At 40.9% G+C, this 25,732-nt stretch carries 21 protein-coding genes; 1 reads left to right on the top strand and 20 read right to left on the bottom strand.

The genetic code is table 11. The features are described 5' to 3' along the window. Positions 1-74: 74 nt before the first annotated feature. The 20 genes from DWZ33_RS12600 to DWZ33_RS12505 form a co-directional block, all read right to left on the bottom strand. Positions 75-2,201 carry an FMN-binding protein gene (locus DWZ33_RS12600; RefSeq protein WP_118455057.1) on the bottom strand — a complete coding sequence of 709 codons (2,127 nt, stop codon included), beginning with the start codon at positions 2,199-2,201 and terminating at the stop codon, positions 75-77. A gap of 79 nt (positions 2,202-2,280) precedes the next feature. After that, on the bottom strand, positions 2,281-3,090 hold the full coding sequence (locus DWZ33_RS12595) for a MerR family transcriptional regulator (protein ID WP_118455056.1): 810 nt from the start codon (positions 3,088-3,090) through the stop codon (positions 2,281-2,283). A gap of 124 nt (positions 3,091-3,214) precedes the next feature. Next, positions 3,215-5,854, bottom strand: a complete 2,640-nt coding sequence (adhE, locus tag DWZ33_RS12590) for a bifunctional acetaldehyde-CoA/alcohol dehydrogenase (protein WP_118455055.1) — start codon at positions 5,852-5,854, stop codon at positions 3,215-3,217. Positions 5,855-6,223: 369 nt separating this feature from the next. Further along, positions 6,224-7,555, bottom strand: coding sequence for a magnesium transporter (gene mgtE / locus DWZ33_RS12585; protein ID WP_022936544.1), 1,332 nt, complete (start codon positions 7,553-7,555; stop codon positions 6,224-6,226). A gap of 207 nt (positions 7,556-7,762) precedes the next feature. Then, positions 7,763-8,434, bottom strand: coding sequence for a GntR family transcriptional regulator (locus DWZ33_RS12580; protein WP_022936543.1), 672 nt, complete (start codon positions 8,432-8,434; stop codon positions 7,763-7,765). 62 nt (positions 8,435-8,496) lie between these two features. Further along, on the bottom strand, positions 8,497-9,591 hold the full coding sequence (locus DWZ33_RS12575; protein ID WP_118455054.1) for a DUF871 domain-containing protein: 1,095 nt from the start codon (positions 9,589-9,591) through the stop codon (positions 8,497-8,499). A gap of 38 nt (positions 9,592-9,629) precedes the next feature. Next, entirely contained in the window at positions 9,630-10,061 is a 432-nt protein-coding gene (locus DWZ33_RS12570; RefSeq protein ID WP_022936541.1) for a DUF3284 domain-containing protein, read from the bottom strand. Positions 10,062-10,221: 160 nt separating this feature from the next. Beyond that, a complete protein-coding gene (locus DWZ33_RS12565) occupies positions 10,222-10,443 on the bottom strand; it encodes a hypothetical protein (RefSeq protein ID WP_022936539.1) in 222 nt (73 codons plus the stop codon). Between the two features lie 15 nt (positions 10,444-10,458). After that, positions 10,459-10,767, bottom strand: a complete 309-nt coding sequence (locus DWZ33_RS12560) for a PTS sugar transporter subunit IIA (RefSeq protein ID WP_118455053.1) — start codon at positions 10,765-10,767, stop codon at positions 10,459-10,461. 53 nt (positions 10,768-10,820) lie between these two features. Beyond that, positions 10,821-12,125 (bottom strand): PTS sugar transporter subunit IIC, encoded by a 1,305-nt coding sequence (locus DWZ33_RS12555; RefSeq protein WP_022936537.1) that lies wholly within the window; start codon positions 12,123-12,125, stop codon positions 10,821-10,823. Between the two features lie 22 nt (positions 12,126-12,147). After that, positions 12,148-12,453, bottom strand: coding sequence for a PTS sugar transporter subunit IIB (locus DWZ33_RS12550; protein WP_118455052.1), 306 nt, complete (start codon positions 12,451-12,453; stop codon positions 12,148-12,150). Between the two features lie 345 nt (positions 12,454-12,798). Then, entirely contained in the window at positions 12,799-14,049 is a 1,251-nt protein-coding gene (gene hflX / locus DWZ33_RS12545; RefSeq protein ID WP_118455051.1) for a GTPase HflX, read from the bottom strand. After that, complete coding sequence (locus DWZ33_RS12540; RefSeq protein ID WP_118455050.1) at positions 14,046-14,783, bottom strand: hypothetical protein; 738 nt, start codon at positions 14,781-14,783, stop codon at positions 14,046-14,048. Before DWZ33_RS12540 ends, hflX begins: the two co-directional genes overlap by 4 nt. Positions 14,784-14,855: 72 nt before the next feature. Further along, positions 14,856-15,503 carry an RpiB/LacA/LacB family sugar-phosphate isomerase gene (locus tag DWZ33_RS12535; RefSeq protein ID WP_118455049.1) on the bottom strand — a complete coding sequence of 216 codons (648 nt, stop codon included), beginning with the start codon at positions 15,501-15,503 and terminating at the stop codon, positions 14,856-14,858. Positions 15,504-15,518: 15 nt separating this feature from the next. Next, complete coding sequence (locus DWZ33_RS12530) at positions 15,519-16,043, bottom strand: GNAT family N-acetyltransferase (RefSeq protein WP_118455048.1); 525 nt, start codon at positions 16,041-16,043, stop codon at positions 15,519-15,521. A gap of 127 nt (positions 16,044-16,170) precedes the next feature. Further along, the gene (locus DWZ33_RS12525; RefSeq protein ID WP_118455047.1) at positions 16,171-16,647 is read right to left on the bottom strand and encodes a hypothetical protein; all 477 of its coding nucleotides are present in this window, start codon (positions 16,645-16,647) and stop codon (positions 16,171-16,173) included. A gap of 314 nt (positions 16,648-16,961) precedes the next feature. Continuing rightward, positions 16,962-20,468: a pyruvate:ferredoxin (flavodoxin) oxidoreductase gene (nifJ, locus tag DWZ33_RS12520; protein WP_118455046.1), complete on the bottom strand. Its 3,507-nt coding sequence runs from the start codon at positions 20,466-20,468 to the stop codon at positions 16,962-16,964. Positions 20,469-20,693: 225 nt separating this feature from the next. Continuing rightward, positions 20,694-22,847, bottom strand: coding sequence for a polyphosphate kinase 1 (gene ppk1, locus DWZ33_RS12515; protein ID WP_118455045.1), 2,154 nt, complete (start codon positions 22,845-22,847; stop codon positions 20,694-20,696). Further along, positions 22,828-23,763, bottom strand: a complete 936-nt coding sequence (locus DWZ33_RS12510) for a Ppx/GppA phosphatase family protein (RefSeq protein WP_118455044.1) — start codon at positions 23,761-23,763, stop codon at positions 22,828-22,830. Before DWZ33_RS12510 ends, ppk1 begins: the two co-directional genes overlap by 20 nt. A gap of 141 nt (positions 23,764-23,904) precedes the next feature. Beyond that, positions 23,905-24,741, bottom strand: coding sequence for a DUF368 domain-containing protein (locus tag DWZ33_RS12505; protein WP_022936525.1), 837 nt, complete (start codon positions 24,739-24,741; stop codon positions 23,905-23,907). 192 nt (positions 24,742-24,933) lie between these two features. Between DWZ33_RS12505 and DWZ33_RS12500 the strand changes: the two genes are divergently transcribed. Continuing rightward, positions 24,934-25,536 (top strand): DedA family protein, encoded by a 603-nt coding sequence (locus DWZ33_RS12500; RefSeq protein WP_118455043.1) that lies wholly within the window; start codon positions 24,934-24,936, stop codon positions 25,534-25,536. Positions 25,537-25,732 lie beyond the last annotated feature (196 nt).

The following is a 25,732-nucleotide window of genomic DNA, read 5'->3' as shown; positions in this document are numbered from 1 at the left end:
ACCGTCACAAATATAACAAAAAGCCGCAGGCATCCAGATTCACTGAACACTTGCAGCATTTGTTAATTATTGAGTTATTTAGTTAAACCGTATTCCGCAGCCGCGTGACCGCCAAGATAACCAGAAACAAAGGTCCAAGACTGAGCCTGTCCACCCCAAGGAGTATATGGTTTACCTTCGATATTTTCAACACCCATTGAATCTGTACCTACCGCAAACAGATTTTCAATCGGTGTACCGTCAGCACGAAGAACATTCATGTTGACATCCACATCAAGTCCGCCAACCGTACCATAGGTATAGCCGGAACAAATTACGGCATAATATGTTGTTTCATTACCGCCTAAGGTCGCTGATAAAACGGCTTCATCACAACCGATCTGCGCCGCTAAATCACTGATTGATGATGCCTTCAGCACATTGTTGTACTGCATGCCAACTTCAAGTATTGTATCCAGATCAGCAATCGGCGTACCTACGGTAAAGCTGCCGCCCTGTCCCATAAACATCGATGTAGCACTTGCAAAATTTTCGCTGAAGCCTACAGTTTTAAACTCATTGATTTGATCTTCAGTATAAACATTATAATATTTATAGCCTGGAATCATCGCTTCCGTTAAGGTTGGATCTAAGTCCTCACCATGAATGGTTACGGCTTTTTCACCTTTCACTAAAGCTAAAGCAGATAATACAGCCTTCTGATCAGCACTTAAATCATCATTCTTAATCATATTCGGCACTTGAAGAATATGAATCATCGGTGCTACTGCCATCATGTAAGTTGTACCGCCGGCAGCCTGCCCCATCTTAATACCAGCACCGTCATTGATCGTAGCCGCAACCGTATTAGGCATCGTGCCCCAGTTTTCCTCAACCATCTTTGCATCACCGATATAACCGCCGGTTGCCAGAATTACAGAATCACCATAGATTTCATAAGTCGTACCGTCATAACCAACAGCTTTTACACCGACAATCTTATCACCGTCATAAAGCAATTCTTCTGCCGTTGTTTCAAGCTGATAACCATTTTTATCGTTCAATGCCGCGGCTTTTTCCATGGCCCGGTCAAATTGATTGGTCTTTTGCGGACCAAAGATATTGGCTTTGCCATCCTCACCAACATAACGTGTCCAGAACTGTGACCATTCCGGTTTCGCAAAGCTCATGATCATACCGGCAAATTCAAAGCCAAAGTTCTCCATATAATAATCAAGATAAGTACCGCTGTTATAAACAGCTTCATGAATAATATCCGCTTTCGCGTCACTTTCAACATAGTCGATCCATGTGTTATAAACATCGTCTGGATTAGCGAAAGTTACATCCTCATAAACCGCTGATTTTGAATTAATAACCATCGGCCCAGTAGTAGTTGCTGACTGACCGCCCAGTTTTGCTGCTTTTTCAATACCGAATACATTCGCACCCGTATCTGCAGCCGCACAATAAGATAAAATACCGGAACCGCCAAGACCGACAACAATAACGTCATAGCCTTCCAGCTTAACTGTATCACTTTTCTTTTCCACAGCCTTCTGCCATTGGGCAGGATCACCGCCAGCTAACACGATTGCCTGGGATACTAAATCACGGATCGCATTGGATGTCGTGGTAGCACCGCTGATTGTATCAGTTGCCAGACTTTGATTTTCAATCAGACGATCAATCATAAGATCAAAAGCAGTCTGGGCAATTTCACCAGTCTCTGATTCATGCTCCTCAGTAATCGTAATCGCACTGATCTTATTATCCTTGATTGTCACATCAGCACTGATCATGCCAGTCCAGCTGTAACCCGTACTCTTCACTGAATATGTACCATCATTCAACGCTGTTTGTTCACTGACAACACCCATTGCCTGATCCAAGGCTTGTTTTAAAGCCGCCTTTACCGCATTGCTAGTCATCGTTGCGCCAGACACACCATCAATCTCACTATTCTGTGCTGTCTTGATTTGTTCAATCAGAGTTTCCAAAGCAGCACCGCCGATGTTTGGTGTTTCATCACTGCCTTCAATCGTTACCTCGGTAATACTATCAGCATCTGTTGTAACCGTAACACTTACCGTTCCGCCGAACCCCTGTGCTTCGCCGGTATAAGTTCCCGGTGTATAAATACCCTCGGCATTTTCCTTTGTACACGCGCTCAGTGACAATGCCATCATTGCCGACATGAGCAGACATAAAACTTTTTTCATCCTTAATCCTCCTGTTACCATTTAAGGATAAACCTTACAACTGTTTTAAGGTCAAGAGTGATTGTTAATGTATTAGCATTTACTTCTTTTTCAGCGGCAAGAAAAGTTCAAAATAATTCTTATCTTCTTCAACATAGTTCATATACAGAGCAATGCCATAAAAATCACCGGCTGCCTCATATCCATGTTCATCAGCATAGGCCAGCAAAGGCTGAAACACTGTTGATGAAAAGGTTGATGTCTCCAATATCTGATGGGCCAGCGGTGCTTTCAGTGTGATCTTGTGATTTTCGATTTCATGAATTGGACAATGTGTTTCTGCCCATTCCTTTTTGAGAAAAACGCCATATTGAAAATCAAAAGCATGAGTGGGTTCAAGAACACGCTTTAATGATATCTTAAAGCCTTGACGGATATGCGGTGCCTTTTTCTGAAATTCAAGCAATTCATCGCCATCCTCTGACTCAAGCCCCAGACCGCTGCCCTTTTTCAAGACTCCATAAAACTCCTTATCCTGCTCATCAATCCAACATTCCCCTGTGTGTTTCAGCGCCGTCTCTATCGAATCCGCATACTCCTTTAGTTCAACCTTTAACAGCTGGAGCTGAGCAATCTGCTGATCAACCTCATCGATGCGCCGATCAAAAGCTGCCTGTACCGCTTCATCTTGATATTCCTTAAATAAAGAGCGAATCTCTTTTAAAGAAAAGCCCATTGAGCGGTATAATGCCGTCTGCATTAATATTTTATTATCACGCATCGAAAATTCACGATACTGATTCTGTTCATTCCGCTGCGCTTCTACCAATCCCATCTCCTCATAGTGACGCAGTGTCTGCGGTGAAACGCCCATTGCCTTAGCCATCTGTCCTACCGTATATCGTTTCATAGCTGATCCTCCATTTACCTTATTATAACAAATCTTTAATCAATACTAAAATAATTGAATACGCCATTTAGGATAAAGAAAAACACAGGAAGAAGCATCCTGTGTTTTATCATCATTTACTAAATTAGTTGCCTTTATATGCTTTTTCAAGAATATCAATCATATCCTCGATCATTGGCAGACGCGGATTTGCCGGTGAGCACTGATCTTCATAAGCAAGCAGAGCAATTCTTCTTTCTCTGTCTTTCCAATCTTTTTCATCAATACCCTGTTCAGCAAAGTTCATCTTGATACCGCATGCTTTACCTAAATCTGCGCAAGCTTTCGCATAAGATGCGACACCCTCTTCAACAGTGGATGCAGGCAGACCGAGCATTTGAGCGATTTCTGCATATCTTTCATCAGCACGATAGTAATTGTACTTCGGCCATAAGCTGTTTTTCTGCGGTTTTGTACCATTGTAGCGGATTACATGCGGCAGCAGAATCGCATTGGCACGGCCATGCGGAACATGGAATTCGGCACCGATCTTATGAGCGATGGAGTGGTTAACACCCAGGAATGCGTTGGCGAATGCCATACCTGCGATACAAGAAGCATTATGCATCTTTTCACGTGCTTCTGGATCATTAGCCCCATTATTTACTGCGCGCAGCAGATATTTGAACACGATCTTAATTGCCTGTAAGCATAAACCATCTGTATAATCATTAGCCAATGTAGAAACATAAGCCTCAGTAGCATGAGTTAATACGTCCATACCGGTATCTGCCGTAATTGAACGCGGCAGATTCATTGTCAGAGCTGGGTCAACAATCGCGATTGTTGGTGTCAGTGAGTAATCAGCCAGCGGATATTTCTTGTTGGCAATCTTATCAGAGATAACCGCAAATGGTGTTACTTCTGAACCTGTACCAGAGGTTGTTGGGATACAAACCAGTTTTGATTTCTTGCCTAATTCCGGATAACGGAAGGCACGTTTACGGATATCGATGAATTTTTGTTTCAGATCATCGAAGTTAACTTCAGGATTTTCATAGAACAGCCACATACCCTTAGCAGCATCCATACATGAACCGCCGCCTAATGCGATAATCGTATCCGGCTGGAAGGCTCTCATGATTTCAACACCGCGCTGTACTGTTGCGATTGATGGATCTGGCTCAACATCGCAGAATAATTGATATTGAACTTTATTACGGCGCAGGTTCAGCTGATCAGTGACCTTATTTACATAACCTAAATCAACCATTGAACGGTCAGTAACAATATAGACACGTTCCATTTCTCTCATTTGTCTCAAATACTCAATTGAATCTCTTTCGAAATAAATCTTAGAAGGTACTTTGAACCATTGCATATTGTTTTTACGTCTCCCCAGTTTCTTGATATTGATCAGGTTAATGGCACTTACGTTGTTGCCAACCGAGTTATGTCCATAAGATCCGCAGCCAAGTGTTAATGATGGGAGGAAGGCGTTGTATACATTACCGATACCGCCGAAAGTAGACGGTGAATTCCAGATAATACGGATTGCTTTCATACGTTTGCCGAATTCTTTCGCAATCGCATCATCAGATGTATGGATTGCAGCTGAATGTCCCAGACCGTTAAACTCAACCATCTGCTCAGCCATCTTCATACCTTCTTCAGTAGTTGTTGATTTCAATACTGCTAATACCGGTGATAACTTCTCACGAGTCAGCGGTTCATTAGGACCTACTTCTTTACATTCTGCTAAGATAATGACGGTATTTTCAGGAACCTTGAAGCCCGCTTGTTCCGCAATCCATTTTGCAGATTTACCAACCTGATTCGGATTCATTTTAGCTTTATCAACATCTGCTGAATAAGCTGTTACACCGAAGATATATTTTTCAAGCAATTCTTTTTCTTTCTTATTAGCCATGTAAACTCCGAAAGTTTTCATTTCCTTCAGGAATTCATCATAGATTTCTTTATCGATTATGGCAGCCGATTCAGAAGCACAGATCATACCATTGTCAAAGGCCTTTGATAACACGATATCATTAGCAGCCTGACGGATATTACATGATTTTTCTACATAAGCAGGTACGTTGCCGGCACCAACACCTAATGCTGGTTTACCGCATGAGTAAGCAGCTTTAACCATTGCGTTGCCGCCAGTTGCCAAGATTGTAGAAATACCTGGATGATTCATTAAAGCGTTTGTACCTTCCATTGAAGGTTTTTCAATCCACTGAATGCAGTTCTTAGGAGCACCCGCCGCAACAGCTGCATCATAGACAACCTTTGCTGCTTGAATTGAACATTTAACAGCAGATGGGTGGAAGCTGAACACGATTGGATTTCTTGTCTTCAAACAGATTAAGCTTTTGAAGATTGCTGTTGAGGTTGGGTTGGTTGTCGGTACGATACCGCAGACAACACCTACCGGTTCCGCTACTTCAGTAATGCCGGTAACATCATTTTCAGAAATGATGCCTACTGTTTTGGTATGACGCATATTGTTGACAACATGCTCACAGGCGAATAAATTCTTTGTTGCCTTATCTTCAAACACACCACGGCCGGTTTCTTCGATTGCGGCCAATGCCAGCACACCATGCTGATCCAGTGCAGCAACTGATGCCTTCGCTACGATATAATCAACTTGATCTTGATCCAGCAGCATGAATTCATCGAGTGCCTTCAAACCGTTCTCTACTAAACGATTTACTTCAGCAACTGCCGGGCTGACAGCTTGAACATTTTCTACTTCTTTTTGTTTTTCGTTTGCCATATTTTTTCCTCCAAACCTTATTGTGATTTCTTTCACACACATAGGTTAACACAAGAAAATGACGTTTGCAAGCACTTTTGTTAACAAATTCACATTTATTTTAATGTAACCGTTATCAATTTTACAATTCATCAAAAAGCCTGATATGAAAGCCTTTTCTTAATGTTCGAGAGGATTTTGTGAAAAAATTACGCAGCTGTTTGTGAAGCTTTTTCATTGCTTTGCCTTGCTTTCAGCCCCTAGTGGAAAAGCGCGTCTTAAAAGTCAAAATGTAAGTGTTATCATAAACTAATTCAACGTTATGAAACCGATCTTTTTCACAAACTTCATAAAAAAAGCTATGCGGCATGCATAACTTGGTTTTAATTTCTACAACCCCAATAAATGGGTGGCAATCTGGAAATACACGATCAAGGACAATGCATCAACGATTGTCGTAATGAATGGGCTGGCCATAACGGCAGGGTCAAAACCTACTTTTTTAGCCAAGATCGGCAAGGTACAGCCGATGAGCTTCGCCATGATTACGGTAATCACTAAAGTCAGGCATACAACTAACGCAACACTCATGCCTACCTGATCGATCAGCATCAGCTTGACAAAGTTAGCCGCAGCCAGTGTGCCGCCGCATAAAAGCGCCACTCGCAGTTCCTTCCAGATGATGCCAAACACATCACTGTATTCAATTTCACCTAACGATAATCCACGGATTACAGTAACACTGGCTTGTCCGCCGGCATTGCCGCCCGTATCCATCAGCATCGGTATAAATAAGGTCAGCACTGTACAGACACTGAGCGCGTCTTCAAAGCTTTTGATTACCTGACCGGTAAAGGTTGCCGACACCATCAGCAGCAACAGCCATGGGATACGTTTTTTATAAGTTTCAAAAATGCCAGTATACATATAAGGTTTATCAGACGGCATGATGGCAGCCATCTTTTCAATATCCTCTGTCGTTTCTTCATCAATAATATCAACGATATCATCGACTGTGATAATCCCAACCATCCGATTTTCATTATCAACTACCGGCATTGCGGTAAAGTCATACTTTTTAAATTGCGCGGCAACCTCTTCCTGATCCATCAGCGTATGAATGGCAATAACGTTCTCATGCATAATATCACCGATTGTCTGATCTGGACGGCTCAATAAGAGGTAGCGCAAAGCCGCTGTGCCTAAAAGCTTGCGTTCATGATCCAGCACATAACAAATATTGATTGTTTCACTGTCCAATCCCTTGCGGCGGATACGCTCAATAGCCTGCGCGACCGTCAGACTCTCCTTCAGATCAATATATTCAACGGTCATGATACTGCCTGCCGAATATTCAGGATAACGCAATAAATGATTAATATCCCTTCGCGTTTCCGCACTGGCATTGGTCAGCAGCTTTTTCACGATATTTGCCGGCATTTCCTCCAAAAAATCAGTGGCATCATCAGCCATCAGATTATCGATAATCGTTGCCGCTTCACGGTCACTTAAGGATGTAATAATAAACTGCTGACTGGCTACCTCTAAATATGAAAATACATCGGCGGCCGCATCTTTAGGCAAAATGCGAAACAGCTTCAGCATTTCCTCATCTTCAAGCTCATCCAAGATTTCCGCAATATCGGCTATATTCATCTCCGAGAGATATTTTCTCAACTGTTTAAACTGCTTTGCTTCTAATAATTTTTTGATTTCTTCCATAATCTTCTCCTTCCAATCGTGGAATCATGTTCCTGACTCGCTCATAACCATCGTTTTGACTATCCGGACTCATAAAACCACCACCTTTCAGAGAATAAATTGTCATCAAATCATTTCTGACACAACTTTAAATCCTATTTAATTATACCACACAAAGGCAGCCTTGAATGAAAAAACAGCCAGATGTCTGACTGTCTTAAGTTATCGTTATAATGTCATTTCAATAACCTTTTCATTAGGGTTATTGAATACCTTCATATATAATAAGGGCTTGCCGTTCTTGCTGGTAATCACGTTCTCCACAAGAATAATCGGCGTATTAATTTTAAGCTTAAGAAGATGCGCATACTGCGGCGGTACAATGATCGGCACAAAGGTCTGTGACAAGCTGCCATGCGCAATGTATGAATTAAAATCAAGCAGCTTTTTAAAATTACCCAGATCCTCATCAGGAATGCTTAAACGCGGAAAATAGATTTCCTCAATCGATTGAGGACGTTCCTCAAACATTGCCACCCGAACAATTCTTAAAACCGATTCCTCTGATGAGATAAATAAACGATCCTGGACATCTTTGGAAGAGGTCGCCTTGATATCAAAATATAGAATCTTATACTTGATCGGCCGCTCTTCCGCAAAAGGGTCTACTGAAGTATTGCGCTTATGCAGTCTTTCATCCGCTACAAAGGTGCCTTTATTGGAATCCCGGTACAAATAACCCTCATCAACCAATTCATTTACAGCCTTGCGTACGGTCATGCGGCTCGCGTTATATTTAACTGCAAGATCGCGTTCACTGAGAATTGGCGCATTGGCGCTAAGCTGCTGTATCTCTTCAATCATCTGATCTTTTATCTGCAGATAAATGGGTGCTGCCACAAGTATCACTCCTTTTGCTTTCTCCCATAATTATATGGTATAGTCCACAAAAAAACAAGACTCTAATCTTTTTTCATGAATGCGAAAGGAATCCATGGCTGAATATAATCCAGCAGCATTGACTCATTATCAGGAATTCTGCCCACCACATTGCGGCGTCCGTCATTTGGCATATCTTTTAAGATAATCTGCAGTTCACCTTTATACCGTGAATAGTTATCATTAATGACAATTACATCACCGCGTTTTAAATCACGGGTATTAGCCGCTGGCACACTTTCCGCCGCATAAGTAACTCTTGGCATTGTAGAACGTGCCATATATTCACTCATATCACCGCGGACAAAATGCTCATGTTCATAAATAACCTTATATTCGGTCGGATTCAATTTCTTTTCAAAGTCGATACTGAAGGTCAGCAGGGCTGGATCAATCATTGAACAAATACGCAGCTCCTCTTCACTGGCAAAAGCGTTGGCAATGATTACATCATCCACCTGACGCGTCGCAAACAGATGCCGTACCTGCACATCAATCGGCAGCTCACGATGCATTTCCAAAGTACATAAGCCTTCATTTACCGGCCAAGGGCCAAACGTATCACGCTTCTGTGAAGAAACAAAAGCCGCAATTTTCAATCCCTGCTTCTTAATATCTTCATTGCAGTGATTGAAATGTTTCAGCGATAGTCCGGTATACTTCTGCGGATAAAAATTGTGACATGTAATTAAACCATCTTTATTCGGATAATGACTCATAATATTAGCAATATAACCATTACCAAAGCTGGCATTGATTTCTATCTTCAACCGCTCTTTATTATAGCTCATCAAGCTTTCCTTTAAACCATCAAAGCCCTCATCAAGACGGATACCATCTACATTTAATGCTGTGAAAAACGATAAATCTTTATAAGTAATACCCAAGCGTTCAAAGACAAACGGCGCTACATCTAAAATAACTTCCATACCATGTTCATGAGCAGCAGCGATCATTTTTGAATATTCTTCAATAATCTCTTCACGGCTGCGTTCCCCCACACTAAGCAGACAGCTGAAAATGCGTTTAAAGCCGTAGCGGGCTGCCAAACTGATATACTCTTGAATTTCTTCCATTGATGAATGTTCAGGATAAACTGAAATTCCTAATCTTGCCATAGTTGTTCCTCCTAGTAAAAATGAGAATGCTCCCATTCTCATTCCTGTATCATTTTTTCAATCGCATCCAGCATGAGATTCATTTTCTTTTTACTGGAACGTTTATATAATTTTGACATAATTGAATAATTCAGACTTTTACTCTTTGATTCTGAGAAAAAATCTTCCTTATACGTCACCTCAAATTGCTGATTATCTAAAGGCTCTAAATCATAAGATAATTGATTGATTCCCTGGGCACTTTTAAAGCTGGCGGCATAATGATTCTCTTCAAACCGGTCAATACTGACACTCACCGTTCCCTCATTGCCAAAACTGTTGCGCAGCTTTTTCTGATAAGTAAGACCGCTCTTCAATACATCGCTGGTATACTCTGCCTGCATGGCAGCATTATAATCACTTAGCAAAGAGTCTGTCAAAACCTTGAAATAGGCTTTAATATCTCCATGTACGATTCGTTTGACTTCCATCTTACTTCCCTCTTTTCCTATAAAGCATATAAGCTGAACCAACTACCAGAACTATTCCGCTTGTCATAAGTGAAGCAGAAAATTCTACAGTTGGTGATAACGCAATCAGCAAAAAGCCAAGACTTAATAAAAAGATTGTCCAGTTCTTCATTGTATCACCCTATTCCTCTGTTACTTGAAAATATAAAACAGAACCGATTTCCGTTGCCTTAATAATGCGTTTCGCAGCAGCAATCGCCTTTTCCTTATCTTCTATATTAACAGAAAACTTCATTTTAATCCCCTTTTTTTCTACAAATTTAAACTGACAGTCCTCACCCTCATATTTTTCCAGCTGTTCAATAATAAAATCTTGTTTAATTGGGCATGAAACACAAATCATCTTATTCACCCCTCTCTATTTCAAACGTTTATATACGTCGATAAATTCAGCAGCCAAGATTTTAAAACCCTCAGCGCTCATCAGCTGATCCTCAGCATGCAGCAGCAGCAAAGCAAAATCAATTTTTTCGCCGCCGGCTTCCTGCTGAATCAGTTTAGCATGCGCGTGATGTCCCTCAAGAAATAACTGATCGCCTTCACCCATCATCTTTTCAGCTTCATCAAAACGGCCTTCTTTAGCTTCCTGAATAGCGTTGATGAAGCAGCTGCGGGCACCGCCGACATTAGAGATAATCTGAAAACAAATTAATTCCAAACCTTCCATGACCTTTTCCTCCAAAAGCATGGGGGAAGGAATCCTTCCCCACTGCTTAATTATTATTCTTTAATTTCAACCCGGTTAGCAATGATTACAAAGACAGACCAGATAGCAATACCTACAGCCAGATTGAATAATGCGAGCAGAGCCGCTGAGAAGCTGAAGCCAGTAGCGAACCAAGCATATAATACTGGCGGCATAACCCAAGGTACTTCTAAGAATACCGGCGGCACTAAGCCGATTGATGTTGCAACATAGGCAATGATAACCAATACCGTTGGTACTAATACCCAAGGAATCAGATAAACTGGATTTAAAACGATTGGCAGACCGAAGACAACCGGTTCGTTGATATTAAACAGACCCATCGGAGCACTTAATTTAGCAACCGCTCTTGTTTCTTCACGTTTAGAGAAAATGAAGATTGCGATAATTAAAGCAATTGTACAGCCAGCGCCGCCCATCCATGCATAAGCGTCAAATGAACCTCTAGTCCAGATATATTTTAATTCAGAAATAGACTGTGTAGCGTTGTAAATGTTTGTGTTTTCAGCTAATGCTGTCTTGTAGATACCATCTAATACCGGTGCCAGCACGTTTGAGCCATGCAGACCGAAGAACCAGAAGATAGAAACACAAGCGGTAATGATAATAACTGAACCAAGACCCTGAGACATTGACAGGAATGGCATTTGAACATATTCAAGAATTAATGCATATAATGAAGTTCCAGCAAATTTATCTAATGCCCATGTAATCAAACCGATAGCGTACATTGCCGTAACACCTGGGATGATTGCAGCAAATGCCTTGCTGACAGCTGGCGGAACTTGTTCAGGCAGCTTAATAGTGATGTTTTTCTTCATCATCTTAGCGTAGATAATCGTAGCGATGAAACCAACGATCAATGCGGTAAACAGACCTTTCGCATCCAGATAACCAACAGCTAAGTTACCCCAAGCGCCGATTGTCGTACCGTCTTCCAAAGCCACAACGGTTGACTGAGGAGTAGCGATAATAAATGATGCAAATGAAATCAGACCACCGGCTAATGGGTTTGTATCATAAGCCTTTGATAACTGATAACCGATAGCGAATGCGAATACCATTGACAATGTAGCAAGCGTTCCCCACCAAACATTGCCGTTAATACCAATCAGCCATTGGAAAGCTTCTGTAATGCCGTTTAATTCAAATTTGGCAGGCAGATCTCTGACGATTGCATTCAGCAAAACAGCGATTGAACCAGCCATTGTAATCGGCATGATACTAATAAATGCGTCACGTATAGCGACGAGGTGTTTCTGTGAGCCGATTTTCGCAGCTACAGGAACAAACTTTTCTTCCATCCAAGATGTAAACATAGTTCTTTCTCCCTTTTATTTTTTATTTGTTTAATAATGCAAGTGCATCATCGAGCACTTTAGCTCCATTCATCATTCCATAAGCAGCCATATCGATAACCATTACCGGTTTTTCATGATTGACACGCTCATTCATTTTCTTCTCAAGATAACGAACCTGCGGGCCAAGCAATACGATATCAGCCTTGGCGGCATCTTCTTTAGACTGGGCATCTCCCACCGCCCAAATCTTGGCTTCAACTCCTTTGGATTGAGCGGCCTCATCCATTTTCTTAACCAGTGCGCTGGTTGACATGCCAGCCGAACATACCAGAAGTATATTTACCATGCTGTCTCCTCCTTTCTTGGTATAGCCCATTAGTTTTACTTGGTATATACCACCTGTTGACACTCTTATAATAACACACTATTTTTAAAATGCAAGGGGTTTCATTAAAAAACTTCATTTTTTCTATTTTTCTTTTAAATCCCTATAAAATAAGCAATTTATTAACTTTTTATAGACTTTTTTAACATTCTATATCTTCTTATTCCTTATATATAATCTTTTTTATGGTATAAACCATTAAAAATACATGGTATAAACCAACCTATACCACACCTATACCACTATACCAAAGTGCCGCAGGACGCATTTTGTAGACATTTAGCTCATAAATAAGAAAAAGACAGCTTAGCTGCCTTCAATTAAATAGGGCTTCAATAATTCCACAAAACCCGGTACTGTTTCAATCACATAATGAAAACCATCTTCCATCTGCTTACAAGATAATATCGTTAGCTTATTCTGTATCAGACGAATCATTTCCTGATTGTCATAAGGAATCCGCACGGTTAGCTGGCGATGATCTGCATAACAAATTTCATTGATCTTATCCATTAATTCATTCAGTCCCTGCGCCTTAGCAGCACTAATATAGATATGATTATCATAATTTGCTTTAAACTCACAGAGATCGCATTTATTATGAACATAAATAATAGGCTTATCACCAGCTTTTAATTTTTCAAGGGTACTGTCCGTTACCTGCTTTTGTGCCTCACGCTGAGGACTTGACTCATCGATTACATGCAGGATTACATCCGCTTCCACAACTTCTTCAAGCGTTGACTGGAATGCCTTGATTAATTCATGAGGCAGATTGCTTACAAAGCCTACGGTATCAGAGAGTAAAAACTCATGATGCTGCCAATTCAGCGAACGCACTGTCGTATCTAAGGTTGCGAAGACCATATCCTTCACAAATACCTGCTTGTCTTGATCTGATTCGCAAAGCTCAAGCAGCGCGTTCATTAACGTTGATTTGCCGGCGTTGGTATAACCAGCCAGAGCGGCCATCGGCACGCCAGCTTTCTTACGGCGCCGGCGCATCGTATCACGATTATTAACAACGCTGTCCAGTTCACGCTTGCATGCCTGAATCCGTGTTTCCAGCTTACGGCGGTCAAGTTCAAGCTGCTTCTCACCCTCACCTTTATTGCGGGCACCGCCGACACCGCCCTGTCGCGAGAACTCCTGCACCGTCCGGATCAAATAAGGCAGCTGATGCTTCAAGGTTGCCAGTTCTACCTGCAGCCGAGCCTCCTTTGTCCGCGCTCTTGACGCGAAGATCTCCAAAATCAAATCCGTGCGGTCTAAAATGCGGATTTTGAATAAATCCTTTAATGTACGCATCTGTGACGGCGTAATATCACAGCTGATAATTAATGTATCAATCTTTGTTTCATGAATCAGTGTCTGCAGTTCAGCCAGCTTGCCGCTGCCAAATAAGGTAGACGGATGAGCGCTTCGCCTTGGCTGAACCATTGTCTCAATCACCTCATAACCGCAGGCTTCTGCAAGCGAACATGTCTCTTCAAAGCTTTCCTTAAAATCAGTCTGATTTTCAAATTGCAGACCAGCGATTATACAATACTTATTCATTCACTCACCTCGCTCTTAGTTTCTTCGCCTTTAACACCCTTATTCTTTAATTCTATACGCTTCTGCTTGATCCATACTGTGATGACTGGGAAATTCTGACGCTGAGCCATTTTATCAAGCAATGCCAAAGCCTTTCCCTTTTGCCCGGTCTGAATATTAATTTCAGCCCAGAGCATATCCTGCAGTGAAGCCGCATGATTGCTGTTCGGTGCGCTCAGCTGACGAATATGCTGCTGAGCAGCATCGTAATTCTTTGTATACAGATCATTCAGTACCTGGATAATTTTAAGAATCGGTTTCCACTGTGCCTCATCAACATGCTTTTCAAGCAGCGGCCAGCTTTCCGCTAATTGTTCACCAAAAGCATGTTCATCCTGCATCCATTTAGCAAACAGCATATTATGATGATAAAGAATCTGAAAATCAAGCGGCAAAACACTTGGGTCCATCTGCTTTAAACAGCTGACCGCTTCCTCAGCCTGAGCATTATTAATATAAGCAGCTACCAGATTCATCTGCATAGTCGTCAGAATTTCACGATTTTCAGGATAAGCCATCGCCCGCTTTTCCTCACGGATATAGCCTTCCACATCCAAATCAACATTCATCTGTTTCAAGCGTGCCAGTTCATCGCTCAGCATCTTCTGCCGACTCTTTTGCTGACGCTGTTTTTTAACTTTCATAACCGCAAATACAACTGCGGCGCCAAGTATAATTATCAATATATATTCCATACGTTCACTTCCTTTAGATGTTTACAAGTATATCATGCTTCAGCATCGCATGCAAAGAAGCCAATCAAGATATCATTTTTGATCAGCATCTTTAAGCCAGCCCTTCAGCATTTCTTTAAATTCTGCACTGCCATTTTCCAAAATTGCATCAACTACCAAATGCCGGCTCAGCGCATGAGCCTTCAGTTCATCATCCAAAAGCGGCCATAGTGCTGGCAGATCAAGCTTTGATACGGCATATATCTGTTTCAGAATTTCACTGTCACGGCGCTTTCTGGCTGCTGCTTTCGGCGGATAACCAATACCAAAAGGTTCACTAAATAAATTATTCAATGTATTCTGCAGATTAATCTCCCCTGCCCAGCCAAAATTAAGTCCTAATGGATAAGCAATAGCGTTGCCGTCATTAATTCTGCCAAACAAATATGCGTCAGATGGATTTTCTACATAACCGCACATCACACCGGGCAGACTATTGCAGGCAAGCATCATCCCCTGTCCTGATGAACATCCTGTAATTACAAAATCTACCGTTTTACTTACCAGCAGCATGCTGATCAACAAAGCAGTCTCTACATAACTCAATTCAATCTCTTCATCTTCATATACACCAAAATTAATAACCTCATGACCCTGATCCGTCACTGCTTTTACACAGCATTCATATAATAAATTATTTTTCACTTTTTGAGAGCTTCCCTGAATCACCGCAATCTTCATCGATGCCCGCCTCCTTTAAATCAAAACTAATTCATATAAGATACACCATTCAGGGCCATTATTCCCTATCCGCATATCCGCCTTACCGCATTCCTTAAAGCCATAACGTTCATACAAACGCATGGCTGGTTCATTATCCTCATAAACATCAAGTCTGACCGTTTTCACACCCTGCCGCTTTGCCTCTTCAATCGCCTTTTCAACCATCATGGAAGCCAGCCCTCTTCTTAAATAATCAGGATGCACACATAAAGTATGAACCACCAGCATTTCATCAGAAGAAACCTCTATATGCCAGTTTCCCTCGTTATATCCCGCTTCAGCTGCATGGTTTAAGATAAAGGATGCAGCAATCCTATTTTCATCGCGCACAACATATAAGGTATTGTTTTCAATACTATTCAGCGCGTCAATTTTTGCCGGATAAACATTGCTGATCCATCCCGGATAATTAATTGTTGCTTCCAGATACGTTGTTACCTGATAATAAAAATCACTCATTGCTTCTAAATCACTCATTACTGCCTTTTCAATTAACATACAAAATCCTCGCTTTTCTAAATACTATTATATCCTACCTATTGGGTAAAAGAAAAGGACAGCTTTTCAGCTATCCGTTCATATCGTTCGCTAATATATGATCTAAACCAACGAAATGGAATCATATTTAATTATTTTTGATAAATTCAAAATCATCAAATAATTTACCTTCATATTCTAACAATAATTCACCTTCATAACTATAAAATTTTAGGGTAATTTTAGCTTTCTGAGCCTTTTCTTCTCCCTCTTTCGTATACTTCACATATTTGCAAGTTGATGTTCTCTGCTTTCCTCCTAATTCATTAGAAACTCTATCAAATAATTCAGTACACTTATCCTGATTCAAGCTATCATCCCCTGTTGAATCAAAAGCATCAAATATATCCGAATAACTTGCCCGAAATTCATGAAAGGTTAAATCCGTCTGAATATCATTCGTTGCTATGCTGACAAGTAAAGCATAAATATCCTCTTGTTCCACACCATCCACTTTCTCAAATAGTATTGTTGGAGTTACTTTTACTTCATCCTGTATATTGGAACAAGCACAAAGCAAAAAAGAAATAACCATGATCGTGTACAAAAAATTTCTTCTCAACATTTGTCACCCTCCTTTACTAATACTATACTCTTAAACATTCTTTAATCATATAGATCTATGATATTATTTATAAATATTTTCCAGGGATCCTTGATAGCGATTACTTCCGTGACCCATTGTATAATGTAATAAATATTTTATTTACTCTTTTCACGCTATACCCTCTTTTTATTATTATATCTAATTCTATAATTCAGTACAAGTAACAACCTTTGTAACAGCAAGCATTTAGTGATCCATTTTTTACACAAATCCCTATTGTTTTATACCAAAAAAGAAAAGGACAGCTTTTCAGCTATCCTTTAACTTCTCAATTAGTCCTTAGCTAATTTAACCAGACGGTTATAACGTCTTTGTGCATCAGCCTTAGTCTTTTCAAACATCGCATGAGCAGTTTCTTCGCCCTTCAGCTTAGGCAGCTGGTTGTAACGAGTTTCTGACAGGATGAATTCAAAGAACTTATCGAAATCAGGTTCCTTAGAATCGATTGTCAATGGCTGTTCCTTGCGTGGGTCGAAACGGTACAGAGTTACATAACCGCATTCAACAGCTTTAGCCTGAGTCTTCTGGTGATTAGACAAGCCGCCCTTAATACCGTGTTCAACACATGGTGCATAAGCGATGATTAAAGATGGTCCGTCATAGCTTTCAGCTTCCTTGATTGCTTTAAGTGTTTGGTTCTTATTAGCACCCATAGAAATCTGAGCTACATAAACATGGCCATAAGCCATTGCAATCTGACCTAAATCCTTCTTAGCAGTTGCTTTACCGCCAGCTGCGAACTTAGCGATAGAAGAAGCCTGAGAAGATTTTGAAGACTGACCGCCAGTATTAGAGTAAACCTCAGTATCAAGAACCAGAACGTTAACGTTCATATCGTTTGCTAATACATGGTCTAAACCGCCGTATCCGATATCATATGCCCAGCCGTCGCCGCCGACGATCCAGATTGATTTAGATACTAAATCACGTTCGTAATCTAATAATTCCTTCACTGCATCAACCTTAGAAGCCTTAAGTGCAGCAACTAAAGCATCTTTAATTGCACGCTGTGCATCACGGTCATTATTTGCTTCAATATATTTATTGAATAATTCTTTTAATTCTGGTTCAACAGCATCCATGTTCTTTTCCATGATTTCAAGGATTCTGCCTTCTTTGTATGTCTGAGCAACAGCCATACCATAACCATATTCAGCATTATCTTCAAATAATGAGTTAGCCCAAGCAACACCATTGCCATCCTTATCATTAACAAATGGCGTTGAAGGTGTAGATGAACAGTAAATCATTGAACATCCAGTCGCATTAGCAACCATCATATCCTTACCGAATAATTGAGAAACCAGCTTGTAGTAAGGTGTTTCACCACAGCCTGGGCAAGCGCCTGAAATTTCAAAGTAAGGCATTGCGAACTGTGAACCCTTAACTGTATCAACCGGGAAGTATTCAGTCTTATATTCAGTACCCTTATACAGATAATCAGCAAGCGGAGCCTGATCAAGCTTAGCATTGATATCAACCATCTTCAATGCCTTGTTGCCGCCCTTACCTGGACATTCAACAACACACAGACCACAGCCTACGCAGTTATCCGGAGAAACCTGGATACGGTATTGCAGATTTTCTACACCCTTACCCATAGCTTTGATTGTCTTAAATTCCATTGGTGCGTTCTTGATTTCTTCTTCAGTCAGCAGGAACGGACGAATTGTAGCATGCGGACATACATATGAACAGAATCCGCATTGGATACAGCTTTCAGGATCCCAAGTAGGTACCTGTACAGCAATTGTACGTTTTTCAAGATAAGAAACATTGTTTCTGATTGAACCATCAAGTAAGTTGAACTTAGTGAATGCAGAAACTGGCAGATCATAGCCTTCAAGACCATTGATTGGAGCCACGTGTTCATCAAAATACTTATCGCCAGTTAATGCGCGGGTTGAATCATAAGTCAAGTCAGCCCATTCAGGTTTAACAGCAATTTCAACTAAACCATCTTTACCTGAATCGATAGCCTTGTAGTTCAGCTGTACGATTTCATCACCCTTCTTAGAGTAAGATTTCTTAGCAGCGCCCTTCATGTATTCAACAGCTTCAGCATATGGCATGATTTGTTCATTCAATGCGAAGAATGCAGATTGCAGAATAGTATTTGTTCTTCTGCCCATGCCGATTTCCTGAGCAATCTTAGTTGCGTCAATAATATAGAACTTAGCATTTTTCTTAGCTAATGTAGCTAACATGCGGTTTGGCAGATGCTCTTCAAGCTCTTCAGCAGTAAATGTAGTATTTAATAAGAAAATACCGCCTTTTTTCAAATTAGCAGCCATGTCATATTTGAATACATAAGCATCTAATGAGCATGAAATAAAGTCTGCGTTATTGATATAGTAAGTTGAGTGAATTGGTGATTTACCAAAACGTAAGTGAGAACGTGTTACACCGCCGGCTTTCTTAGAGTCATAAGCAAAATAAGCCTGAGCGTATTGATCCGTGTTATCACCGATGATTTTGATAGCATTCTTATTGGCAGAAACTGTACCATCAGAACCTAAACCATAGAATAAGCAAGAAGTATAGTCACCGTCAGTATGGAAATCAGGATCAACTTCTAATGACAGATGGGTAACATCATCAACGATACCGATCGTGAATTCAGATTTAGGTGCTTCTTTAGTTAATTCATCAAATACAGCTTTGATTTGGTTAGGCTGAGTATCTTTAGAACCCATACCGTAACGGCCGCCGATGATTGTAAGATTCTTATCTTTTAATGCTTCAACAACATCAAGATACAGTGGATCACGTCCGCCTAATTCTTTTGTACGGTCTAATACAGCTACTTTCTTAACAGATGCAGGTAATACAGCTGTTAAGTATTTAACTGAGAATGGACGATACAGGTGAACCTTGATCATACCTACTTTTTCACCCTTAGCAGTTAATGCATCAATCGTTTCTTTGGCAGTTTCAGTAACTGAACCCATAGCGATGATGATGCGTTCTGCATCAGGTGCGCCATAATATGTAAATGGAGCATATTCACGACCTGTAACCTTAGAAATTTCAGCCATATATTCAGCTACGATATCAGGTATTTTGTTATAGTGCTCATTCTGAGCTTCTCTTCCCTGGAAGAAGATATCATCATTTTCAGCACCGCCGCGAGTTACCGGATTTGTATGCGGATTTAATGCTCTTGCGCGGAATTCTTCAAGCGCTTTGCGGTCTAATAAACGATCAAATACTTCATAATCCATTACTTCTACTTTCTGAATTTCATGAGAAGTACGGAAACCATCAAAGAAATGGATAAAAGGTACATGACCTTTGATTGCTGACAAGTGAGCAACACCAGCCAGATCCATTGCTTCCTGTACAGAGTGAGATGCGATCATGCATACGCCAGTCTGACGGCATGCATAGATATCTTCATGATCACCAAAGATGTTTAATGCGCGGCTTGCGATAGCACGAGCTGCAACATGGATAACACCCGGCAGACATTCACCAACCATCTTGTAGATGTTTGGAACCATTAATAATAAACCTTGTGAAGCTGTGAAAGTCGTCGCCAATGTACCGCCCTGTAAAGCACCGTGTACTGCACCGGCTGCGCCGCCTTCAGACTGCATTTCTGTAACTTTTACAATTGAGTCCAGAATATTTCTACGCCCCTGTGATGCCCAAGCATCAACAACTTCAGCCATTGGTGAAGATGGGGTTATCGGATAGATTCCAGCTACTTCAGTAAACGCATAGGCGCAATGAGCCGCAGCAGTATTACCATCCATTGACATGAATTTCTTAGTCATAAATTTCCTCCTTGTTAATTTCTATTTCATTATAGAACTTTTATTCGCATTTTGAAAGGTTTTTGAACGACTTTATCGGTTTTTTTTACTTAATAATTCATAAAAATTCACAAATGATTTAGTGTTGAAAAATGTCGTCATTGTTTCTGAAACAAATTAAACTTTTGAAAAGGAATTCATTAACATTCATAAGTTTCAGTTGATAAGAATAAGGAAAAAGCAGACCTAAGCCTGCTTCAGAAAGTGTTTGATCATTTCCATAAATTTATTCTTTTTCGCATGATCCTGTGCGATTTCAAGCTTTTCCGGTGCCCGTTCAACAGCCAGTTCCATCATTCGCTGCTGAGAATCCAGCCGCTGCGCGCCTTCCGCCACTACCTTTTTCTTCAAATCACCATTTTGATCAACGACGCGTGCCTTCACATTATCCTGCAGCTGCAGATTGAGATATTCCCATATCTGCCGTTTCAGTCTTACATCCTTGATCGGCGCGGCAATCTCCACTCGTTTTTCAGTATTGCGGGTCATCATATCGGCACTGGCGATATATACCTGCGCGTCATCACCCTCACCAAACGCATAAATACGGCTGTGTTCCAAAAACCGACCGACGATGCTGGTAACGAGGATATTCTCAGTCTTCTTAGCAATGTTTGGCAGGATACAGCAGATGCCGCGGATAATCAGCCGAATCTTCACTCCCGCCGCTGATGCCTGAGCGAATTTATCGATGATCTCACGGTCGGTTAATGAATTAAACTTCATCGTAATCATACCGGGCTGCCCCATTTGAACTTTCATGATTTCCAAGTCGATTTTTTCTAATATCTGATTTTTTAACCCATTAGGAGCGACCAGCAATTCTTCATAATTGCCATTGAGATCTGACATTGCCATGTTATTGAAGAAATGCAATGCATCCCGGCCTATCCGCTCATCAGCCGTAATCAATGAGAAATCAGTATACATCTTAGCGGTATTCTCATTATAATTGCCGGTGCCAATCTGCGTAATTGTCTGCAAAGAGCCCTCGCTCATGCGGGTAATACAGGTAATCTTAGAATGTACCTTATAATCCTCAAAGCCATACATCACACGGCAGCCGCTTTCTTCAAGACTCTCTGCCCAGTTAATATTATTTTCCTCATCAAAACGTGCCCGCAGTTCCATCAAAACACTGACTTCCTTGCCATTTTCGGCAGCATCGCAAAGATATTTAATCAGCTTCGCCTTTTTAGCCAGCCGATAAATCGTAATTTTAATTGAAACCACACACGGATCATTGGCCGCTTCCTTAATCATACGGATATAATCATCCATGGATTCATAAGGGTAAGAAAGCAGCAGATCATGATCCAGCACCTGTTCAATCATCGGCCGGTTCGGATCGACATTCTGTGAAATCTGCGGCGTAAAAGGCGCATAATATAATTCATCAGGCAGCGCTGCGGCAAACAGATCCTTAAAGCTAAATACATAGGAACAATCTAATGGCGCTTTGCATTTGAATACTTTCTCTTTTGTTAAATGCAGCTTGTCCATTAAAAAATCAAGCAGCTGCTGATTAATATCATTCTGTACTTCAAGCCGTACCGGCGCCAGCCTTGTCCTTTTCTTTAAGATTTTCTTCATATAGAGACTGAAATCTTCATCCGCGTCAAAGCCTGATCCATCAATCACTAAATCAGCATTGCGGGTAACCGAGATTACCGTTTTGCCCAGCACGGTGTATTGTTTAAATATCTTAGCGGCATATTCCGCAATCACCTTTTCCAATAAGCAATAACGGCTGCCCTCCTGCGGCAGCAGCAAGATTCGGTTTACCGTTGTCGGCACTGGAATGATGCCATAGGTTGTTGTATTAGTAAGCTTATCTTTCAGCAGTACCGCCACATAAAGCAGCTTATTGATCAAATGCGGAAAAGGATGGTGGGGATCAATAATCTGCGGTGAGAGTACAGGTTCGATATAAGTGTTGAAATAATGATCGACAAACTTCTTTTCCGCCTTATCCAATTCTTTTAGATTAAGCCGCTGAATGCCGTATTGCTTCAGCCCTTCCTCCGCTTTAACAAAAGCCTTATCCCGGCGATGCAGCAAGCCTGCGCTGGCGGCATAAATAGCGGCAAGCTCTTCATTTGGCAGCATATTCTTTTTATTTTCTGTATGCTTATCTTTCAGCATCGACAGATCGGTAATACTGCCGACACGAATCATGAAAAATTCATCAAGATTACTGGTCGCAATCGAGATAAACTTCATGCGTTCCATTAACGGGACACATTCATCCTCAGCCTCTTCCAGCACCCGCTGATTGAATTTCAGCCAAGATAATTCCCGATTCTGTGTATAGCTGCTGTCATAGACAATCTGGCTCATACCCGCATCCCTCATTTTTCATTACCTTATGATATAAATAGCCTTCTCTGACACCGCTTGTTGAAACAATAACACTTTCAATGCCAAAGTTTTTCAATACCGTATATAAAACAACCATGCCGGGAATCAATGTATGAATGCGGTCAGGCGCAATCTGCAGAATCTTCTGAACGGTTGATTTACCATTATCCTTAAGCAGCTGCAGCATTTTCTTCACCTGCGCGGTTTCAAACTGACGGTTATTTTTCGGATAGCCGAAAATATCATTATATAAGGCTAATACCGCACGGGCTGTACCTCCGACACCAATTGCCTTTTGATAACGCTTCTTCGCAATTGCTGAGGTTTTGCTGCGTTCAAGATTCAAAATCACCTCATTGCGGATTTCTGTCTTTTCACCCTTACCCGGCAGAATTTTCTTTACAAAGCGGTTGTATGTATTTAAAGAACCAATCGGCATACTGAAGGATTCAAGCATCTCACCGTCCTGAAAAGACACCAGCTCCGTCGAACCGCCGCCGATATCGATTAATACACCCTCATCAAGATCAGTGAATAAAGTAGCACCGATAAAATCGAGCTTGGCTTCCTCTAAACCGCTGATTAAATCTACAAAAATACCAGTTCGGCGTTCAATTTCTTCCAGCACTTCATTCTTATTGGAAATCAATCGCAGAGATGCCGTTGAAAAGCAGTGACAGTCTGTAATCTCAAAATTATTCAGCAGTTCCCGATAAGCATTTAAAATTTCACAGATCTTATCGATCCCCTTATTAGATAACGCGCCGTCTTTAATATATGAAATAATGCCCGCCATCGTTTTTTTATTCGTCAGCAAACGGAACTTGCCATCCTCACATTTATAAATAGATAATCGAATCGTATTACTTCCTAAATCAATGATACCTGTAATCATAAGTGTTTCCTCCCTATTTATTCTATCAGACCTGCTGATAAAATATGTTAATTCTCTGTTAAGTTTAGTATACACCAAAATATTGAATAACGCTGTTTAAAGCAAGAAAAAACCATCTGGTTACCCAGATGGCGCATTCAATTATACAAAGCGTTCAATCAGCCACACGATACAGCCGCCAAACAGACAGGCAAAACATGAAGAGAGAATCAGCGGCAGATCATAGGCCGCCTCCAATGGAATCAATATGAGTGTTGATGCGATAATCAGACCCAGCAGCAATGAAATCGTTGTGGAATGATATTTTTCAAGCAGAAACTTGGTTGCTTTAGCAGACAGAATGATACCCAATAAGACACCCAATCCAATAAATGCCAAGGGTACTAATACAATCAGCTGAAAAGATAACACATTGGCTAAGAGTGATTTAAACAGATAATATTCGCCAATTATCAGCAGAACCATTGAACCGCTGATTCCCGGCAGCAGCATTGCCGCACCGCTGATCATACCGATGAGTATCAGCTTCAGGCAGTAGAAAACTGACAATGCCGGAAATTCAGGATTTATTTCGGCGGCAGCATCCGGTGCTAAAAACTTAATAAGGAATATAATGGCCATGCCGATGACTAACGGCAGCCATTGTACCTTTTCATTCTTGCTTTCACTTTTCCAGAAAACAGGAATACTGAAACCAACCAGGCCGACAAACCAAAACATTGTCTGAACTTGAAAATAGTCAAATAGAAAGGAAATGACCTTCGCAAAACCAACCAGGCCGATAGCAGCGCCGATCAGCACCTGAAGCAGAAACAGAATATCTGCCTTGCGGTCGGGATTATGCACCTTAAAGACGCCGCTGATGGCGGACATCATATGATCAAAGATGCCTAAGATAACCATCATCGTGCCGCCGCTGACACCGGGAATTACATTTGCTATACCTACGGCGATACCGCCAATTATATTTTTTATCATACTGTTCCTCCAGACATTCAATTACCGAATTCTCTAACTATGATAACGAACTGATAATCAAATTGCAATTCGATTTATGAGAGAATTGTTAAATTTCGGTTAAAAAACGTTTTTTTCATTCAACATGTGTTAGACTAATCAGCAAATCCCAGCATATATTATCTATATCTTTGTATTGATAGGAGTGATCGTATGGAAATCTGGATTCAACAGTTCATGAGTCAATTTGGCAACCTTGGCGTTTTTCTGCTGATCTTTATTGAAAATGTTTTTCCGCCTATTCCCTCAGAGCTGATTCTGACCTTCGGCGGCTTTATGACTGCCTCAACATCAATGAGCGTAGCTTCTGTGATAATTTTTGCGACCTTAGGCTCCCTTTTGGGTGCGCTGCTGCTTTATGCATTGGGATATCTTTTAGGCAGTGAACGGCTTAAGCCTTTGCTTGATCAATATGGCAGTATCATTCATTTAAGCTATGAGGATGTGCAGAAAGCATTAAAATGGTATTCCCGCTATGAAGGCAAAACCGTTTTTTTCTGCCGTATGGTACCATTGATTCGCTCTTTGATCTCCATTCCCGCCGGCATGGCTAAGATGTCAATATCCGCATTTATCTTGTTAACTACGCTGGGCAGTCTGATCTGGAATTCAGTTTTAGTCTTTGCCGGAGCGATGCTTGGTGAACATTGGGCAGATATCTTAACGATCATGGATACTTATTCTTGGATCACCTATGGACTGCTTTTTGTCGGACTCTTGGCGGTAATTATCCGCTGGATACGAAAAAAAGATTAAAGAGTGCAGTTGAAAAAATTCCTTCAAATAATTCAGCAGCTCACAATGAGCTACCCTTACTTATCATTGTATATTTTGATTAAAGGAAATATAATGAAATAAAATACTATGTCTGGGGCTATCCAATCGAAATAAATTGTAAGAATGAGGATTTACTTTTTATATAAGTTACTGGATACAGCCCACCGGCATTGTG

The organism is Dielma fastidiosa (genome assembly GCF_003475485.1).
GTDB classification, from domain to species: domain Bacteria; phylum Bacillota_I; class Bacilli_A; order Erysipelotrichales; family Erysipelotrichaceae; genus Dielma; species Dielma fastidiosa.
Note: the sequence above shows the minus strand (reverse complement) of the source record. Positions and strands in the feature narration are given on the sequence as shown.

Excerpts from the sequence above, each read along its gene's own strand:
- DWZ33_RS12575 (WP_118455054.1), bottom strand. The coding sequence starts at position 9,591 with ATGGCAAGATTAGGAATTTCAGTTTATCCTGAACATTCATCAATGGAA.
- nifJ (WP_118455046.1), bottom strand. The coding sequence starts at position 20,468 with ATGACTAAGAAATTCATGTCAATGGATGGTAATACTGCTGCGGCTCAT.
- DWZ33_RS12550 (WP_118455052.1), bottom strand. The coding sequence starts at position 12,453 with ATGGTAAATATACTTCTGGTATGTTCGGCTGGCATGTCAACCAGCGCA.
- DWZ33_RS12565 (WP_022936539.1), bottom strand. The coding sequence starts at position 10,443 with ATGATTTGTGTTTCATGCCCAATTAAACAAGATTTTATTATTGAACAG.
- DWZ33_RS12525 (WP_118455047.1), bottom strand. The coding sequence starts at position 16,647 with ATGTTGAGAAGAAATTTTTTGTACACGATCATGGTTATTTCTTTTTTG.
- ppk1 (WP_118455045.1), bottom strand. The coding sequence starts at position 22,847 with ATGAGCCAGATTGTCTATGACAGCAGCTATACACAGAATCGGGAATTA.
- DWZ33_RS12510 (WP_118455044.1), bottom strand. The coding sequence starts at position 23,763 with ATGATTACAGGTATCATTGATTTAGGAAGTAATACGATTCGATTATCT.
- DWZ33_RS12505 (WP_022936525.1), bottom strand. The coding sequence starts at position 24,741 with ATGATAAAAAATATAATTGGCGGTATCGCCGTAGGTATAGCAAATGTA.
- adhE (WP_118455055.1), bottom strand. The coding sequence starts at position 5,854 with ATGGCAAACGAAAAACAAAAAGAAGTAGAAAATGTTCAAGCTGTCAGC.
- DWZ33_RS12595 (WP_118455056.1), bottom strand. The coding sequence starts at position 3,090 with ATGAAACGATATACGGTAGGACAGATGGCTAAGGCAATGGGCGTTTCA.
- DWZ33_RS12600 (WP_118455057.1), bottom strand. The coding sequence starts at position 2,201 with ATGAAAAAAGTTTTATGTCTGCTCATGTCGGCAATGATGGCATTGTCA.
- hflX (WP_118455051.1), bottom strand. The coding sequence starts at position 14,049 with ATGAATAAGTATTGTATAATCGCTGGTCTGCAATTTGAAAATCAGACT.
- DWZ33_RS12530 (WP_118455048.1), bottom strand. The coding sequence starts at position 16,043 with ATGTTAATTGAAAAGGCAGTAATGAGTGATTTAGAAGCAATGAGTGAT.
- DWZ33_RS12560 (WP_118455053.1), bottom strand. The coding sequence starts at position 10,767 with ATGGAAGGTTTGGAATTAATTTGTTTTCAGATTATCTCTAATGTCGGC.
- DWZ33_RS12500 (WP_118455043.1), top strand. The coding sequence starts at position 24,934 with ATGGAAATCTGGATTCAACAGTTCATGAGTCAATTTGGCAACCTTGGC.
- mgtE (WP_022936544.1), bottom strand. The coding sequence starts at position 7,555 with ATGGAAGAAATCAAAAAATTATTAGAAGCAAAGCAGTTTAAACAGTTG.
- DWZ33_RS12540 (WP_118455050.1), bottom strand. The coding sequence starts at position 14,783 with ATGGAATATATATTGATAATTATACTTGGCGCCGCAGTTGTATTTGCG.
- DWZ33_RS12555 (WP_022936537.1), bottom strand. The coding sequence starts at position 12,125 with ATGTTTACATCTTGGATGGAAGAAAAGTTTGTTCCTGTAGCTGCGAAA.
- DWZ33_RS12535 (WP_118455049.1), bottom strand. The coding sequence starts at position 15,503 with ATGAAGATTGCGGTGATTCAGGGAAGCTCTCAAAAAGTGAAAAATAAT.
- DWZ33_RS12570 (WP_022936541.1), bottom strand. The coding sequence starts at position 10,061 with ATGGAAGTCAAACGAATCGTACATGGAGATATTAAAGCCTATTTCAAG.